The sequence below is a fragment of the Paenibacillus puerhi genome, assembly GCF_009846885.1.
GTDB lineage: Bacteria > Bacillota > Bacilli > Paenibacillales > NBRC-103111 > Paenibacillus_G > Paenibacillus_G puerhi.
Genome location: NZ_WUWM01000004.1, coordinates 248029 through 264340, shown reverse-complemented (window position 1 = coordinate 264340; position 16312 = coordinate 248029). Strand labels below are relative to the sequence as shown.

Annotated in this window: 14 protein-coding genes; 11 read left to right on the top strand and 3 right to left on the bottom strand. The window is 53.5% G+C overall.

Going from position 1 to position 16312, the window contains the following annotated elements; genetic code table 11:
* The first annotated feature begins 135 nt into the window (after positions 1–135).
* The 3 genes from GSF01_RS05735 to GSF01_RS05725 all read left to right on the top strand — a co-directional run bounded on the left by GSF01_RS05735 (position 136) and on the right by GSF01_RS05725 (position 3138).
* Positions 136–1683 carry a methyl-accepting chemotaxis protein gene (locus tag GSF01_RS05735; RefSeq protein ID WP_328803645.1) on the top strand — a complete coding sequence of 516 codons (1548 nt, stop codon included), beginning with the start codon at positions 136–138 and terminating at the stop codon, positions 1681–1683.
* Between the two features lie 119 nt (positions 1684–1802).
* Entirely contained in the window at positions 1803–2492 is a 690-nt protein-coding gene (locus GSF01_RS05730) for a phosphoribosylaminoimidazolesuccinocarboxamide synthase (protein WP_159882053.1), read from the top strand.
* Positions 2493–2655: 163 nt separating this feature from the next.
* Positions 2656–3138: a nucleoside deaminase gene (locus GSF01_RS05725; protein WP_159882052.1), complete on the top strand. Its 483-nt coding sequence runs from the start codon at positions 2656–2658 to the stop codon at positions 3136–3138.
* A gap of 48 nt (positions 3139–3186) precedes the next feature.
* On the opposite strand, the gene GSF01_RS05720 is transcribed toward GSF01_RS05725, so the two are convergent.
* Positions 3187–3927, bottom strand: a complete 741-nt coding sequence (locus GSF01_RS05720) for an SDR family NAD(P)-dependent oxidoreductase (RefSeq protein ID WP_159882080.1) — start codon at positions 3925–3927, stop codon at positions 3187–3189.
* A 115-nt stretch (positions 3928–4042) separates the two neighbouring features.
* Between GSF01_RS05720 and GSF01_RS05715 the strand changes: the two genes are divergently transcribed.
* Positions 4043–4921 carry a LysR family transcriptional regulator gene (locus GSF01_RS05715; protein WP_159882051.1) on the top strand — a complete coding sequence of 293 codons (879 nt, stop codon included), beginning with the start codon at positions 4043–4045 and terminating at the stop codon, positions 4919–4921.
* A 360-nt stretch (positions 4922–5281) separates the two neighbouring features.
* On the opposite strand, the gene GSF01_RS05710 is transcribed toward GSF01_RS05715, so the two are convergent.
* Positions 5282–6277 carry an aromatic ring-hydroxylating dioxygenase subunit alpha gene (locus tag GSF01_RS05710; RefSeq protein WP_159882050.1) on the bottom strand — a complete coding sequence of 332 codons (996 nt, stop codon included), beginning with the start codon at positions 6275–6277 and terminating at the stop codon, positions 5282–5284.
* A 175-nt stretch (positions 6278–6452) separates the two neighbouring features.
* Between GSF01_RS05710 and GSF01_RS05705 the strand changes: the two genes are divergently transcribed.
* The 6 genes from GSF01_RS05705 (at position 6453) to GSF01_RS05680 (ending at position 14771) form a co-directional block, all read left to right on the top strand.
* Entirely contained in the window at positions 6453–7868 is a 1416-nt protein-coding gene (locus GSF01_RS05705) for a sigma-70 family RNA polymerase sigma factor (protein ID WP_159882049.1), read from the top strand.
* A 111-nt stretch (positions 7869–7979) separates the two neighbouring features.
* Complete coding sequence (locus GSF01_RS05700; protein ID WP_159882048.1) at positions 7980–9455, top strand: protein adenylyltransferase SelO; 1476 nt, start codon at positions 7980–7982, stop codon at positions 9453–9455.
* A 197-nt stretch (positions 9456–9652) separates the two neighbouring features.
* Positions 9653–10300: a response regulator transcription factor gene (locus tag GSF01_RS05695; RefSeq protein WP_159882047.1), complete on the top strand. Its 648-nt coding sequence runs from the start codon at positions 9653–9655 to the stop codon at positions 10298–10300.
* Positions 10301–10302: 2 nt separating this feature from the next.
* Entirely contained in the window at positions 10303–11706 is a 1404-nt protein-coding gene (locus GSF01_RS05690) for a sensor histidine kinase (RefSeq protein ID WP_159882046.1), read from the top strand.
* Positions 11707–11792: 86 nt separating this feature from the next.
* Positions 11793–12701, top strand: coding sequence for a hypothetical protein (locus GSF01_RS05685; protein WP_159882045.1), 909 nt, complete (start codon positions 11793–11795; stop codon positions 12699–12701).
* A gap of 108 nt (positions 12702–12809) precedes the next feature.
* Positions 12810–14771: a GTP-binding protein gene (locus GSF01_RS05680; RefSeq protein ID WP_159882044.1), complete on the top strand. Its 1962-nt coding sequence runs from the start codon at positions 12810–12812 to the stop codon at positions 14769–14771.
* A gap of 25 nt (positions 14772–14796) precedes the next feature.
* On the opposite strand, the gene GSF01_RS05675 is transcribed toward GSF01_RS05680, so the two are convergent.
* Entirely contained in the window at positions 14797–15102 is a 306-nt protein-coding gene (locus GSF01_RS05675) for a DUF3817 domain-containing protein (RefSeq protein ID WP_159882043.1), read from the bottom strand.
* Positions 15103–15211: 109 nt separating this feature from the next.
* Between GSF01_RS05675 and GSF01_RS05670 the strand changes: the two genes are divergently transcribed.
* The gene (locus GSF01_RS05670; RefSeq protein ID WP_407945742.1) at positions 15212–16306 is read left to right on the top strand and encodes a Gfo/Idh/MocA family protein; all 1095 of its coding nucleotides are present in this window, start codon (positions 15212–15214) and stop codon (positions 16304–16306) included.
* Positions 16307–16312 lie beyond the last annotated feature (6 nt).

Below are 16312 nucleotides of genomic sequence, written 5' to 3'. Positions count from 1 at the left end.
ATCGCCATCCAATTCTTAGTCATGAATCTGGAGAAGCGACTTCGGAGTCTCTTTTTCGTTTTTTTCACCCTTTTTCGATTTAACACATTGCGCTTTATAAATTGAGTTGTTCAGCAAGCCCTAAATACGACGTTTATTACGGCCACGGTACCGTTCTATGACAAGCAAAAGCAATTTATGGGCGTCATCACCGGCGATATTGACTTGACCACCATGCAAGAATTGATTCGGGATATTCCAGTTGGACAAGACGGTTGGGCGTTTATGCTGGATAAGAAAGGATTTCTGATCGAAAACAAGGAAGGTCAGAATGTGATGACAACGGAGATTGTTAACGACTCGAATCCTACCTTTGCCGAACTCGGTCGTCAAATGATGCAGTCCGGCTCACAAGACATGCAACAAGGCTCGTTCACGGAAGCGGGAGAAACCATTCGAGCGTATTACATACAAATTCCGGAGACGGCATGGACTCTCGCGCTTGCCATCCCCGAATCCGAACTGTACGCACCTCTTAGGAAGCTCTTGCTGCGTATGGTGTATATAATTGCTGCGGCTATGTTCGTTATAACGGCCATCGTCGTACTGTTCAGCCGATACATTACAAGGAACACTCGCAGCATTAATGAGCTTTCGTTTGCTTTGTCTCAGGGTGATTTAACGCAATCGTTGGCCATCAGAAGCCAGGACGAGTTTGGACAAATGAGTATGAATTTCAATCAGACGCTGGGGACTTTGCAGACTTTAGTTGGAAACATAGTTCAATGCTCCGACAACGTCTTCAGCTCCGCCGAGGGGCTGAAGTTCAGTGCGAAGGAAACGACCCGGGCATCGGAGGAAATTGCCTCTTCGATTAGCAGCGTTGCGTCCAGTATCGACAACGAAACGTCTCTTCTTAGCGGCATCAAGTATGCAGCCATAGATATTTCGGCGGGCATTGGCCAAATTGCCAATAGTGTGGAGACGATGAGCGTCTCATCCGCAACGGCGAAGGAGGCGGCGGATCGCGGCAATGAGATGATGTCGAATATGATTACGCACATGAACTCCATTCAGCATACCGTCAACGATTCGGCTAACAGTGTGTTCTCCATAAAAGAAAAATCCGAGCACATCTTTCAGATTACAGCTTTGATTACGGATATTGCGGCTCAAACCCATTTGCTGTCGCTCAACGCGGCCATAGAAGCAGCCAGAGCGGGCGAGCAGGGGAGAGGCTTCTCGGTCGTAGCGAATGAAGTGAAGAAGTTAGCCGATGAGTCCGGCGCCGCGGCCCAACGGATTACGAGAATGATCGCCGAAATTCAAGAAACGATTGCCGACGCCGTCCGAAAGATGAATTCTGGAACAGCTACGGTTACATCGGGCATCCAGGTGGCCGGCGAAGCAGAAGTCTCGTTTTCTCGTATTCTGCAATCTATTGAGAAGGTCGCCGACCAATCGATTGAGGTGAGCGCCGCCGTGGAACAAATGTATTCCAACACGGAAACGGTAGTTGCCGATTTGAAAAAAATTGAAGGCCTGACCGTCACGAATGCGAATCATTCGATGCAGGTAGCCGCTGCCTCTGAGGAACAGAATGCCTCCATGCAAGAAGTAGCTGCAGCTGCCGATCAGATTACGGATCAAGCCTTGACCTTGAAACAGATCGTCGATCAGTTTCAGTATCAAAAGTCAGAGTAGCCCTATCGCTCAGAGGCGGAGGTCCTAGCTGAACGAGCACATTCCATTGTCCAGTACAAAAAGCTGCCATCCTTATGATATACTATTAAAAAACCACTAAGAGTAAGGAGAAACACACAGTGAAACATGTGTATACGGGCAAGACAAAGGATGTATATGAGCTGGACAATGGGAATTACCTGCTTAAGTTTAAGGATGATGTAACGGGCGAGAATGGCGTGTTTGATCCAGGCGCGAACACCGTCGGGCTAGTCATGGAGGGTGCCGGGCGGGCGGGACTCCGCTTAACGAAGTTCTTTTTCGAGAAATTGAAGGCACTGAACATTCCGACTCATTACATCGATGCGGATATCGAGAACGCAGCGATGACCGTTGCTCCCGCTACGGTATTTGGCAAAGGACTTGAGGTCATTTGTCGTTACCGTGCGGTAGGAAGCTTCCTTCGCCGCTATGGCTTGTATGCACAAGAAGGACAATCGCTGGATGCATTTGTGGAAGTAACGTTGAAAGACGATGAGCGTCAAGATCCCCCGATTAGCAAGTCTGCTCTGGAGATGCTCGGCATTTTGTCGGCAGAGGAGTATGCAACTCTGGAACAGCTGACGAAACAAATCAGCCAACTCGTGAAGGACGAGCTTAGTAAGAAGGGCATTGAGCTGTATGATATTAAGCTGGAGTTCGGCCGAATGAACAAGAGCCAAGAAGTTGTTCTGATTGACGAAATCTCCGGCGGAAACATGAGAGCCTACAAAGATGGAGTGTACATTGAACCGCTTGAGCTGGAGAAGCTTATGCTGGCAGCGGAGTAAATTGACCCCATGTTGTCTTGAGAACAAATGAAGAATTCCTGCAATAACCGTTCTGCTTCCAGTTTCGTTACTGGGCGGAACGGTTTTTTGTCGAGCTTTATGCTAACATACGGGTATAGACCGGGTAACTACTGGCAACGAATCGATGAGGAGGAGTTCTAACATGATCAATGATACCGATCTGAAGCATCTAAGACGCTGTATCGAACTTGCGAGGGCTGCACTGGAGGCCGGCGATGAGCCATTCGGTTCCGTCCTTGTCTCAGCGAGCGGAGAAGTGCTTGCCGAAGACCACAACCATGTTGCAGGCGGCGACCATACCCAGCATCCGGAATTCGCGTTGGCACGCTGGGCAGCGAACAACATGACCAAGGAAGAAAGAGGCAAGGCTACGGTCTATACCTCGGGCGAGCACTGCCCTATGTGCGCCGCGGCCCACGGCTGGGTTCAGTTAGGCCGGATTGTTTATGCGAGCTCCTCCGCACAGCTTGCGCAATGGCTCAGTGATATGGGGGTGGCCCCATCGCGCGTTCGTAATCTTCCGATCCAAGACGTGATTCGGGATACGGCCGTAGACGGACCTGTCCCCGAGCTAGCTGAGCAGGTTCGGGAGCTTCATCGTCAGTTTCATGCGGACAAGCGGTAAGCCGATAGCTTCATGAAGGTCTTGTGGATTCTTTGATCAATGTCGGACCTACAAGGTTTGGCCGCTATCTACGGTTAGGATCTGGCCGGTCATGGCTTCCTGTTCCAAGGCTGCGCAGATCATGGCAGCGATGTCTTCGGGCGTTGAGATACGCCGTAAAGGAAGATGGGGAGCCAGCAGGCTCATTTGGGCTTCCCTGCCGGCCCACCATCTTGTCGCAACGGCTCCCGGCACGATACAATTCACTCTGATATCGGGAGCAAGCACGCGGGCTAGCGATTTCGTAAGGCCATGAATGGCAGCCTTGGACACGGCATAGGGAAGCGAGGAGCCTAATCCGGTTTGTCCGGCTATGCTGCCAAGATTGACGATCGCTCCTGAACGATTCTTCTTCATGAAGGGGGCGACAGCCCGTGCGCAGTAGAACATGCCTTTCACATTCACATCGAACAACTCGTCCCATACGTCCTCCGTGGCCGACTCCAAGTCCTCCATTGCGATATGCCTGGTGATGCTGGCATTGTTGACGAGCAGATCAACGGTACCGAACTGCTGGATCGACGTGCGGACCATCGCTCGCACTTCCTCGTCCCGGGATACATCTGCCCGGATGGCCAAAGCCTGGCCTCCTTCCTCGTGGATCCCTCGTACGGTTTCCTCCGCTTCGGCTTGAGAGCGTGAATAGTTCACAACCACAATCGCCCCTCGTTGAGCAAGCGCCATACTGGTGGCTTTGCCAATACCCGTCCCGCCGCCCGTTACGATAGCCACTTTATTCCTTAACTCCATCATCCGTCCACTCCTTCGGGTTTTGTAGATATTGTATTTGATTTCCTGGTATTTGTATAATTGAAGATATTGAAGGCATAATTCAATTATTTTGAATGTATCGGGAGGGCAGAGCATGGATCTTAAGACGTTAAAAACGTTTCAGATGATCGCAAAACACGGTAGCTTCGTACGAGCGGCGCAAGAAATGAACTATGTGCAGTCTACCGTCACGATGCAGATGCAGAAGCTCGAATCGGAACTGGGCGTTCGGCTCATAGAGCGAGGGAAAGAAATCGGCCTTACGGAAGCCGGAAGGCTGTTTTACGACCAGAGCCTCCAAATCGTAAAGCAGATGGAGCAGCTTCAAACAAGCATAGCGGAGTTGAAATCCGGGGAAGCGGGACATATCCGCATCGGGGTAACGGAGCCAACCGCCAGTTACCGGCTTCCTGGCCTCCTGAAGAAATTTATGTCTCTTTATCCCCATATCCGTATATCCGTGGATATCTCAAGCACCCCGGTCCTTAGCGAGCGGGTCCGCAAAGGCTATCTCGATTTTGCGCTTTGTACGGCGCCTGGTATAGGAGAGGATTTGTATTTTGAGCCGTGGTTTCAGGAGGAGTTCGTGGCCTTGTTGCCCGAGGATCATCCGCTTGCGCACAAGGAAGGGATAGGGCCGGAGGATCTGCACGGGTCTCGTCTGCTGATCACCTCAGAGACTTGCCCCTATCGCAGGAAGCTGGAGATGGTCCTGCAGGAACAAGGGAATGTGAAGCTGGACACCATGGAGATCGGGAGTATGACGGCGTTGAAATATTATGTAGAGGCCGGGCTAGGGCTCGCTCTGGTCCCAAGAATAATGACGGAGCCCCTGGCGATGGGGGTAACGGTCAGAACGATCAGCGGAAGTCTCATTGGTATGTCATGCGGAATTTTGGGCAAGGAAGCGGCCTATCCGTTCCATGGGGCAAGCCACAAGCTGTATACCTATCTGCGGAAGGAACTGGCCTAGCATGCAGGCTGGCGTGCTTACTAAGAAGAAGCCATACCGCAGATAAGGGCACCCTTCCAGGGCTGTTAATATTTAATAGTATTGTGTCTGATCTGTGAACTCCATTCAGCTAGAGAGACAAATAAAGATTGACTTATAGATTTTTTTTTGCCCTTATCAAAAAGCCCAATCAGGTCCAATTAAAAGCTTAGGTGATTTCGAAATAACGAAGGAGATAAGGAAGTAAGGGCCGTCCCGCAGCAGAGCTGATCGGGAACGGCCCTTGCGGTTTTTATGAGACGGAGACGCTTTCCAGATGGCTGGGGGATCAGGAGGGCGATCCAAAAACAGTACAGTCCGGCACGTCGGATAATCAGCGCCTTAAGCCTCGGCATCGCTTATCTTTATGCGCGGCTCCTCATTGGTTAGAAACTGGTACCAGCGTTGGCGGAAACGGACCTGGGGACCGTCGGCCTGTACATGAGCCTCCATGCGCAGCGCATCGGGGATCGGCCGGGGATGCTGGCTTTCGACGATTGCCTGATCCTCCTTCAACACCTTGCTGCTGTACGCGGAGAACATACGGCTCATGCCAGGGACGGATCTGGCGAAATTTCGTCCAGCCAAGCCATAAATCGCAGTTACTTCCTTCTCGATCGGCGTGAAGGTTACATAGTTAATGAACTGGCTCCCCTCCGTCTTTACGGGCTTCAGCAGCCAGTGCTGCGGGAAAGCGTATTCCAGGTAGGCCTTTCCATTGCGTATGCGGATCGTGTTCTCTTTGGCCTGGAAATCGATCGTGATGTCTTTAGATGAGTTTTTGCCGATCGTCTTGTTATGTACGATAGGAACATGGGCGACGTCCAGTACGCTTTCCACGACGCGCGTGAGATGCGCCTGCCAGACGGCATCATAGGGAGCTAATGTAAAGTCGCGATTCTCCAATACGGGGAAAAGGTCTAGGGGAGGAGGCTCTCCTTCCAGCAGCTGCCGGGCCATGGGATAGACCCAGATCAGACCGATACGTTCGAGGACAGGATAAGAGCGGGTATCCGCGAACGCGGGGATAGGACGGCCCGGATGCGCGGGAATCTCTACGCAGCGGCCTTGACCGTCGAAGCTCCAGGCATGGTACGCGCACTGCAGCAGTCCGCCCTCGCAGCGGCCCAGCGACAGATCGGCTCCACGGTGCGGGCAGTAGGCATGGAGGGCCTGCAAAGCTCCGTTTTGATCGCGAAATAAGACAAGATCCCGCCCCAGCAGCCGTTTTTTAATCGGCTCTCGCTTAACTTCCTTCGACCAGCCTACGGCATACCAGGTGCAGGGAAAGACTTCGTGGTCCTCCTTGCGGCTTGGACGGTACGATTCGTTAATCAACCTTGATCTCCCCCTTATCCGGTTATCCGTTACCGTTACTAATGTAACCCCATGAATATACAGTAATTCACCTGAATGAATAGAAGAAAAACATAGATCGCGTTATTCTTAGTGATATGGAGAGCGACGGAAAACAAAAGGGAAATGTGTCTATATCAAAAAGGGAGGAAAACGAATGAATGAGGACAAGGAGCTCGTAAAGGCGGCGCTGCTTGGAGACTGGGAGGCTTTCGGCGCTATCGTCCGCAAGTATGCAAACGTCCTGCATGCCGTCGCCTACGAAGTCGTTCGGGATTATCATATCGCGCAGGATATAGCTCAAGAAGCTTTTCTCAAGGCGCACCTGAACCTGCATACCCTTCAGAACCCTGATAGACTGGGAAGCTGGCTGTACGCCATAACCAAGCGATTGAGCCTAAACACATGGCGAACCCCACGAGCCTATACTTCACTCGAGGAGACGCTTCATGTCCCTAGCGGCCAGTCGGTCGAGGAGATGGTTCTGCAACGCGAGTTAAGAAGAAAGGTTCTCGATGCGCTAAACGTCCTGAATGAGCCGCAGCGACATGCCGCGACGCTTTATTATTTGGGTGGCTTTAGCATAAAAGAAACCGCCGATATGCTGGATATTTCGATCGATGCTGCGGAGAGCAGAATCAGAAGGTCAAAGAAATCGCTAAAAAAGGAGTTGTTCGAGAGAATGGACGGCTTTGAACGAAGCATGGAACGAGAGGTTATGCGTGCGATCGTTCCGCGTATCGCTACGATTGAGATTCCGGTGTCCGATCTGCGCAGAGCGGTTGACTGGTACAGCAGCATGCTCGGGGCAAAGCCCCAAGGGCCGTGGAATGACGAAGGGACCTCGGCGATGCTGCACTTCCAGGGCGGCTCAGGAGCGATAGGAGTTCCTTCCATTTATTTGGTTCAGACCGAAGACACCCGCCGATTAACATTTACGAATACGCAGTATGGCTATATTCAAAGCATCATTGACCTTTATACGCCTGATCTTAAAGGATATTATCATTTTCTGAAAGACCAGGGCGTTGATGTCAACGAGATCGATTGGGAGCGCGAACCGGGCCGCCAGGGCTTCGGGTTTCGGGACTGTGACGGCAATTCATTCGGAGCCTGCCATGTTAAGCTCACGGGTCAGGGGACGGAGCGTACCGACGTTCCAGAGGCCCATCCGTTCGTATGGCGTGTGGCCGGCATAGAGATCCCGGTGAGAAACTTGAGCAAAGCTATAGCCTGGTACACCGAAACCTTCGGGATGAAGGTTCTTGGCGAACCGAGGGAAGAGTGGACTACGGCCATGCTTTATCTTGACGGAGGCGAGCGGCTGGGAGTACCGAACCTTTACTTGGTTGAACTTGTAGACGATCAGCCGCTGGCCTTCGTGAACACGCATACGAAGAGGACTCATAGCGTAATAGATTTCTATTCGCCTGATGTCGAGCTGATGCTAACCGGGCTGCGTACCCGGGGAGTGAGGATGAACGGGGAAAGCGGATTTTTCGATCCCGATGGCAATTCCCTGGCTGTCTGCAGCGCTGTTCATCAGGGACAGGTGAGGGCCGTCAAGGCCTAAGGCCTCGGGTCTCGGCATAGCCCCGGGAATCCTTCCTGCTGCATGCGCTATCCTGGCTTAAAAAGGGTATAATAAAGATCAAGATTACCCTATGATTCTAATGGAGATACCATGACAACGAGGAGGGAACTCATGGAACCAGGATGGAACCTAGACAACAGCTATGCCCGCCTGCCGGAGATTTTCTATACCAGACTCGAACCGGCGCCTGTACGTTCGCCGGAGCTGATCGTTCTCAATGAGCCTTTGGCCGCCTCATTGGGGTTGAACGCCGAGGCGTTAAGAAGCGAATCCGGCGTAGAGGTGTTTGCCGGCAACCGGATTCCCGAAGGCGCTTCGCCGCTTGCTCAGGCTTATGCCGGGCATCAATTCGGGCATTTTACCATGCTGGGGGACGGCCGGGCTCTTCTGCTCGGCGAGCAGCTTACCCCCCAAGGCAGTCGAGTCGACATTCAGCTTAAGGGCTCAGGCAGGACGCCTTATTCCCGCCGCGGCGACGGCCGGGCGGCTCTAGGACCGATGCTGCGCGAATACATCATCAGCGAAGCCATGCATGCGCTTGGTATTCCTACGACCCGAAGTCTGGCCGTAGCGGCTACCGGAGAGTCCATTCTTCGGGAGAGCGAACAGCCGGGGGCCGTGCTGACTCGCGTGGCAGCGAGTCATCTGCGAGTCGGTACTTTTCAATACGCGGCGAATTGGGGGACGGTCGAGGATCTGCGGACACTTGCCGATTATGCGCTCCAGCGTCACTTTCCTGATGCTGAAGACGGTCAGAACCGCTATCTTAGCCTGCTTCAGGAAGTGATTAAGCGTCAAGCCCCGCTGATCGCCAAGTGGCAGCTCGTAGGCTTTATTCACGGGGTGATGAATACCGATAACATGGCCATTAGCGGGGAAACGATAGATTATGGTCCTTGCGCGTTCATGGATGCCTACGATCCGGCCACAGTTTTCAGCTCGATCGACACGCAAGGCCGCTATGCGTACGGGAATCAGCCGGGCATCGCCGGTTGGAATCTCGCCAGGCTGGCGGAAGCTCTGCTGCCGCTGCTGCATGAGGATGAGGAGCAGGCTATCTCCTTGGCGGAGGAGGCGCTCGCCGGCTTTAGCGAGCAGTACCGGAGCCACTGGCTTACGGGCATGAGGGCCAAGCTGGGGATATCGAATGAGGAGCCGGAAGATGAGGCCCTTATCGAAGACCTGCTGCAGCAGATGCAGACCCATCAAGCGGACTTTACCAATACCTTCCGCGCCTTGACCTTCGATAAGGCCGGGGATACGGCGCTGTCCGGGAGTCCGAAGTTCGCTCAGTGGCTTGAGCGCTGGCAGGCTAGACGAGGCAGGCAGGAGGAATCGAAGGACGCCTCGCATCAGTTGATGCGCCGCAGCAATCCCTCCGTTATTCCGCGGAATCACCGGGTAGAAGCCGCACTGGAAGCGGCTGTAGATCACGGCGACTACCGTGTGATGGAACAGTTGCTTGCCGTCCTGTCAGATCCCTTCGCGCACACCGCAGAGCAAGAGGATTACTGCACGGTGCCTGAGCCATCAGGCCGACCTTACCGTACCTACTGCGGCACCTAGGAATGAAAACCGGCCTCCAGGCCGGTTTCTTTAGAGGCAGAGGTTTCCCGGGCAGACGTCATAGAGAATCAAGTGCGAGGAAAGGAGAGCGGCCGGTGATAACCCGGCTGCTTTTTGCTTTTCAGGCGAAGCAGCTTCCTTGCCTCCTTTACAACTTTATTACATCAGCATGCTATGCTTAGGGGGAGGTGATCCTGGTGGCAGCTATCCTAATTGTCGAAGATGAAATTCCCATTCATGAGTTGATCAGGAGAAGTCTGGAAGCGGTTGGACATACTTGTGTGTCCGTCTTTGACGGAAAGGCAGCGATCCGAGAGCTGTCGCAGCATGAGGTGGATCTCGTCTTGCTGGACATCATGCTCCCGGAAGTCGACGGATATGAGGTTTTTCAGCAAATAAAGGGGACGCCTACTATATTCCTTACAGCGAGGAGCAGCTTATCCGATAAAGTGAAGGGCTTGACTCTCGGCGCAGATGATTATTTGGTCAAGCCGTTCGAGATGCTGGAGCTGCTGGCCCGGGTGGATGCGGTATTAAGGCGTACCAAGAAGGAAAGCCGGGAGTTCGAGCTGGATGGGGTCAAGATCGATTTCGAAAGCAGACAAGTATTTCTGCATGCAGCTCCGGTAGAATGTACGCCCAAGGAATTCGATCTGCTCGAGGTATTGGTGAAAAATCGCAATATTGCCCTGTCCCGCGATAAGCTGTTAGAGCTTGCCTGGGGCTATGACTATGTGGGGGATACGAGGACAGTCGATGTTCATATTCAAAAGCTTAGAAAGAAGCTGGAGATGGAAGGCGTCATCAAAACGGTCTATAAAATGGGGTACCGTCTGGAGGTGTAGAGGTGAAGGCACGGACCTTTTTGCTCACCTTTATTCTATTCCTGTTGTTCTTTTATTGCGGAATCTTGCTGGCTTCGGCGGTGACGCTCAAAAGCAATCTGAATAGCTCGAAGGATCGCAGTCTCCGGGAGCATTACTTTATCGCGTCGTCGTATGCGAAGGATCTCGACGCCCTGGAGAAAAGAGGAACTTCGGTAGATGACGGAGTCCGATCGCTGTATCGTTCCTACTTTGATTTCTATAGCAAGCAAAACGTGATCCTGACCGTGTCCAGGGACGGTCGGCGGCTGTATGCAGATATCATGGGCGGGTCTGTTGCGGTCCCCCAAGCTCCCCGTACGCCTAAGACGAGCGAGCGTCTCGTGTCGATGGACAAGCTTGAGGATAAGGAATACATCAGCGTAGTAGGCGCTCTGCCGGCGCCCTACGACGGTTACACGCTGGCCTACTATTACGATGTAGCCGACATTATTTCTTCGTGGAATCGAATGACGGTCGTTCTGTTTGTATATGGCATGCTGTTCTGCGGTCTGCTTGCGGTCTGCCTGCTCCTGGTCTTGAATCGCGTGTTCAAGCCGCTTCAGCAAATTTCCGCTGCTTCCAAAAGCATCGCCCAGGGACAATACGAGAACCGGATTGAGGTCAAGGGCCGTGACGAGCTGGCCGAGATGGCGGGGAGCTTCAACCACATGGCGCAGGAAATTCAGAGCCAGGTCCAGCAGCTGGCAGCCGCGGCGGAGCAAAAGCAGCAATTTGTAGATAACCTGGCACATGAGCTGCGTACCCCGCTCACCTCTATATACGGATATGCGGAATACATCCAGAAGGTCGTTCGCACGGAAGAGGACAAGCTGTTTGCGACCCGACACATTATGTCCGAGAGCCGCAGACTTCAGAATATCGCTTACCGGTTGCTGGATATGGCCACCCTGCGCGGAAACAAGCTGGAGCGCAGCCTAGTGCGGATGGGAGAGCTGATGCACGGGGTCGAGCAGACGTTGTCCATGAAGGCGGCCGGGCAACCTGTTCGGATTACTTATGACAGCCGCTTCGATACGCTGCTTTGCGATCCCGATCTCATGCACATTCTGCTCGTGAACCTGATCGAGAACGCGATGAAAGCTTGCGGTCCGGGCGGAGTCATCAAGCTGACCGCAGGGCTTGAGAAGGGACAGAAGGTGATCTCTGTCCAGGATAACGGGAAGGGCATCTCCCGGGAGCATCTCGCTCATCTTACCGAGGCCTTCTATCGGGTAGACCCTTCGCGCAGCCGCTCTGGCGGCGGATCCGGATTAGGACTGACGCTTTGCAAGCAGATCGCCGAGCATCACGACGCCGAGCTGAGCTTTATCTCAGAGCCGGGTCAAGGCACAACTGCCCAATTAACTTTTACAAGTCCATCATAACTTGGTGATCATTCGATAACCTTGCCTTTGTATACTTACAGCTGTGATCGCATCATACCCTGAATGAACAAAGGAGATGGAATGAGATGGGCCTGGATAGAGGAAATGAGATGAAAACCATCGTGCTCGGGTCTGTAGCGGCCATAGCGGCTGCTACCTTGGTATTCGGCGTACTCAGCCAAACGGTAAAAGGGGCCGAATCGGCTAAAACGCAAGCCGTCCCTACTCGTTACAGTATTCCTTATACGGGAGCCGGAAACAGTGACTTGCCTCCGGATTATGTGAAGAAGGAGTACCAGGTCAAGCTTGTCGGCAAGGATCAGCCAACGGTGAATGATTTGAAGCTGGAAGAGGCTGCAGAGCTGGCCGCTCAGCAACTGTGGCGGGTTTTCGCGGTCGATCTGAGCGACCGGACGCTGGAGATGACCTACAACCCGGCGAGCACGACACAGCAGCGCGCGATCTGGAGCGTCGCCGTCAAGATTAGCGATACGTTATTGTACGAGTATGCTCTGGATGCCGTGACCGGAGAGCATCACTTGGTGGCGAAGCGGATCTACCATCATGCAGACATCCCTGAGGGCATGGACAAGAGCCTGATTACGAACCATGAAGAGTACCAAGCACTGGCGAAAAAAGCGGCGGAGGCCTATCGATTGGTATCGGACAAGGTGGCAGCCGTGGAATATATTTCGCAAGGCTATCAGGAGGATCGGGCGGGGGCGAAGAACTCGTCAATTACCCTCCAGGTGAAGTCGGATAAGGGAGAGGTTGCCCAGCTCTCCTTCTCCCGGTATAACCAGGAGCTGCTCGCCGTGGAGTTCAGCAGCTGGCTGAAAGAGGCCGAGGCGTATCAAGTGCCGGGAGAGCCGGAATTGAAGGCGCTCGACTTGGCGGAGCAGAGGGTAAGGGAGCGGACGCCGGACCTGCTTTTTGATGAGAAGACTCTTAAGGAAGTCCGAGAGAGCGGCAAGCCTATACTTATAGAGAAGTAAGCAGCACTAGCGCAGCAGCGGCAGCCGGGACAGCTTGACTAGGTCCCGGCTTCTTCGTGCCTGACGGCGACTTGTTGTATACTGAAGATAAAAACTTCAGGTGATAGGATGAACAAAATAACCATTGGCATATTTGCTCATGTCGATGCGGGGAAAACGACGTTCGCCGAGCAGCTGCTTTACCATACGCGCAGCATTCGGGAGCGGGGCAGAGTCGATCATAAGGACGCCTACCTCGACAGCCATGACATCGAACGGGCAAGAGGGATCACCGTGTTTGCAGACCAGGCCGTCATGTCGTACAAGGGCTCGACCTACTATTTGATTGATACGCCGGGCCATGTCGATTTCTCGCCGGAGATGGAGCGGGCGGTCCGGGTGATGGATTATGCGATCCTCCTGATTAGCGCGGTGGAGGGCATACAGGGGCATACCGAGACGGTCTGGCAGCTGCTGCACAAGCATCGTATCCCGACCTTTTTCTTTATCAATAAGACGGACCGGGCCGGTGCGGAAGCAGACCGAGTGCTGGAGGACATTCGCCTGCATCTGACAGAGGATGCCTGCGGGCTGACCGGAAGCCTGGCGGACGGGGTCGTCGGGGAAGCCTTGATAGAGAGCGTGGCGGAGCGGGACGAGCAGCTGCTGGAAACGTTCCTGACGGGAGAGGGGGACAATACCTTCTGGCTGCGTGCGCTGCAGGCTCAGATTCGCGGCCATCAGCTTTTTCCTTGCGCCAGCGGTTCTGCTCTGCAAGATGTCGGCGTTAGCGAATTTCTGGATCAGCTGCATCTGCTGACAACAGAGGCTTATGACGAGCAAGCGCCATTCGGCGGACGCATCTATAAAATTCGCCACGATGCTAACGGCGTGCGAATGACCTATATCAAAGCGTTAAGCGGCACGTTAAAGGTGCGCGACGAGCTGTGCTACTCCAGCTCCAGCGGGGATATTCCCTTATGCGAAAAGGTGACGCGGCTGCTCATCGTTAACGGAAGCAAGTCGCACGCGGTTGATCAAGTTTCGGCAGGCGATTTGTTCGCTGTCATCGGGCTCTCGGAGCCGGAGGCCGGTCAAGGAGTGGGCATCTATGTGGACAGCCTGGTCTACGAGATGGTGCCGACGTTGAAGTCGAAGGTCAGCTTCGCAGATTCTCTGAGCGTGAAGGAGGTATGGAAGGCCTTCCAGGTGCTGGACGCGGAAGATCCGTCATTGAATGTGTTGTGGGAGGAAAGCCTGCAGGAGCTTCACATCCACGTCATGGGTCTTATTCAGCTCGAAGTGCTGGAGCAGCTTGTGAAGGATCGGTTCCAGCTGGAGGTTTCCTTCGGCCCTCCGGAGATTTTGTACAAAGAAACGATCGTATCCGCCGTGAACGGCTATGGACACTTCGAGCCGCTAAGGCATTATGCGGAGGTCCATTTGCGTCTGGAGCCGGGTGAGCGAGGCAGCGGGATTTCGTACGTGAACGCTTGCCACGCCCATGATCTAAGCGTCGGGCATCAGAACCTGATCAAGACGCATCTCTTTGAGCGGGACCACCATGGCTTATTAACGGGGATGCCCATTACCGATATCCGGATTACGTTGTTAAAGGGAGGCGCTCATCATGAGCATACGCATGGCGGGGATTTTCGCGAAGCGGCCTTTCGCGCGTTAAGACAAGGGCTGGAGAAGGCGGACAACGTGCTGCTTGAGCCGTATTATCAGTTTAAAATCAAAGTGGAGCTTGACTACATCGGAAGGGTGTTATCGGATATCCAGCAGGCCCATGGACAGTTTGAGCCGCCGCAAACTACAGCTGCCCATGCCGTCATTACAGGCAAAGTTCCGGTGGCAACCTTCATGAGCTACAGCACCGAGCTGGCTTCCTTCACCCATGGCAAGGGCGTCCTGCAGCTTGTCTTCGCCGGCTACGACCGCTGTCATAACGAGCAAGAGGTGATCGAACGAAAGGGCTATAGGAAGGACGCGGATCCTTTATACACGTCCTCCTCGATTTTCTGTGCGAAGGGTCATGGTTATACGGTGGCTTGGGAGGAGGCGGAAGCGAAGATGCATCTGCTATAGCCCGGAAGAAGCGGGAGCCGTAAGCTTACGGCTCATAACGCTGCTCCAGCTGCACTAGCTTGCGATCGAGGAAAAAGTTGGCGAACGGGACAAAAGCGGCTGCAGCTGCGAGTACGCTCCAAATCAAATTCCAGCGTACCTTCAAGGTTACGTAAAGGATGCACAGGATATAAGCGGCAAAGATTCCCCCGTGTATGGTTCCTACAATGCGGACCGCTTCAGGGATCCCAAGCCCATACTTCAGAGGCATAGCGATAAATAACAGTACCAGCAGCGAGAGCCCGTCACAAATCCCGGCAAAACGAAGCTTTCCAATCGACGTCTTTAACATAATGTCTCCTTCATAGGCAATATGAAACTCGATAGCTAGTTCCAATTATAGTATGGTAAATGAAAGATTCAAAGTTTGTGTCTCTCCTACGACAGACAAGGCGGTGTTCATGTTGGGCAAACCCATAACCTTTAGCATAATAGGCGGCGGGGGATTTCGTGCGCAGTATTATTTGAGGATTGCACAGGCTCTCCCCGAGCAATTTCGGGTTAGCGGAATGGTCGTCCGTGACGAAACGAAGGGCAGATCCATGGAGGCTTTATGGCAGGTGGCAACCTATCGGACACTGGAGCAGCTCCTGGACAAGGAGCAGCCGGATTTCGTTGTCCTGTCCATTAATCCCTCGTCAGCTATGGATGAAATGCTGGAGCTGGCGGAACGGGGAGTTCCCGTTCTGGCGGAAACTCCGCCGGCCCCTCATCTTGACGGTCTGCTTGGGCTCCACGACAGGCTCACCCTTCAAGGGGCGCGTATTCAGATCGCCGAGCAATATCAGTTTCATCCGGTACAGGAAGCCCGCCAAGCCATCATCAAGTCTGGTCGGTTAGGCAGCGTTAATCAAGTGACCGTGTCTATCTCTCACTTGTATCATGCGGTCAGCCTGATCCGGAAGATGCTGGGGGTACAATTCGAGAACGTAAGTATCCGCGGGATGAAATTCGAGTCCGATTGGGTGGCCGGCCCGAATCGGAGCGGTCCGCCGACGGAAGATCGATTAATCAAGTCAGAGAGAGCCTTAGCCTGGTTGGATTTTGGCGATAAGCTGGGGATCTACGACTTCACCAAGGATCAGCACCGGTCATGGACGCGATCGAACCATCTCTGTATCCGGGGTGAGCGGGGGGAAATATTCGATAACCGGATCAGCATACAGGACCCATCCTGCACGCAGATCCAACTGGAATTAAAGCGGATCAACAAAGGCGAGTATGAAAACGCGGAGGGCTATTTCCTTAAAGGAATAATGGCAGGAGAACGCTGGGTATATGAAAATCCGTTTATGCCTGCAAGGTTATACGACGATGAAATCGCGATAGCGGCTTGTTTGCAAAAGATGGCGGTCTATGCCGCGGGCGGCCCCGAGTTCTATGGTCTCCCGGATGCGTCGCAGGATCACTATATCGGGATGCTGATGGAGCAGGCGATAAGAACCGGAGAGACGGTCGTATCGGCTCGCCAGCCATGGGCGGAGATGAGGGCTTGATGCCAT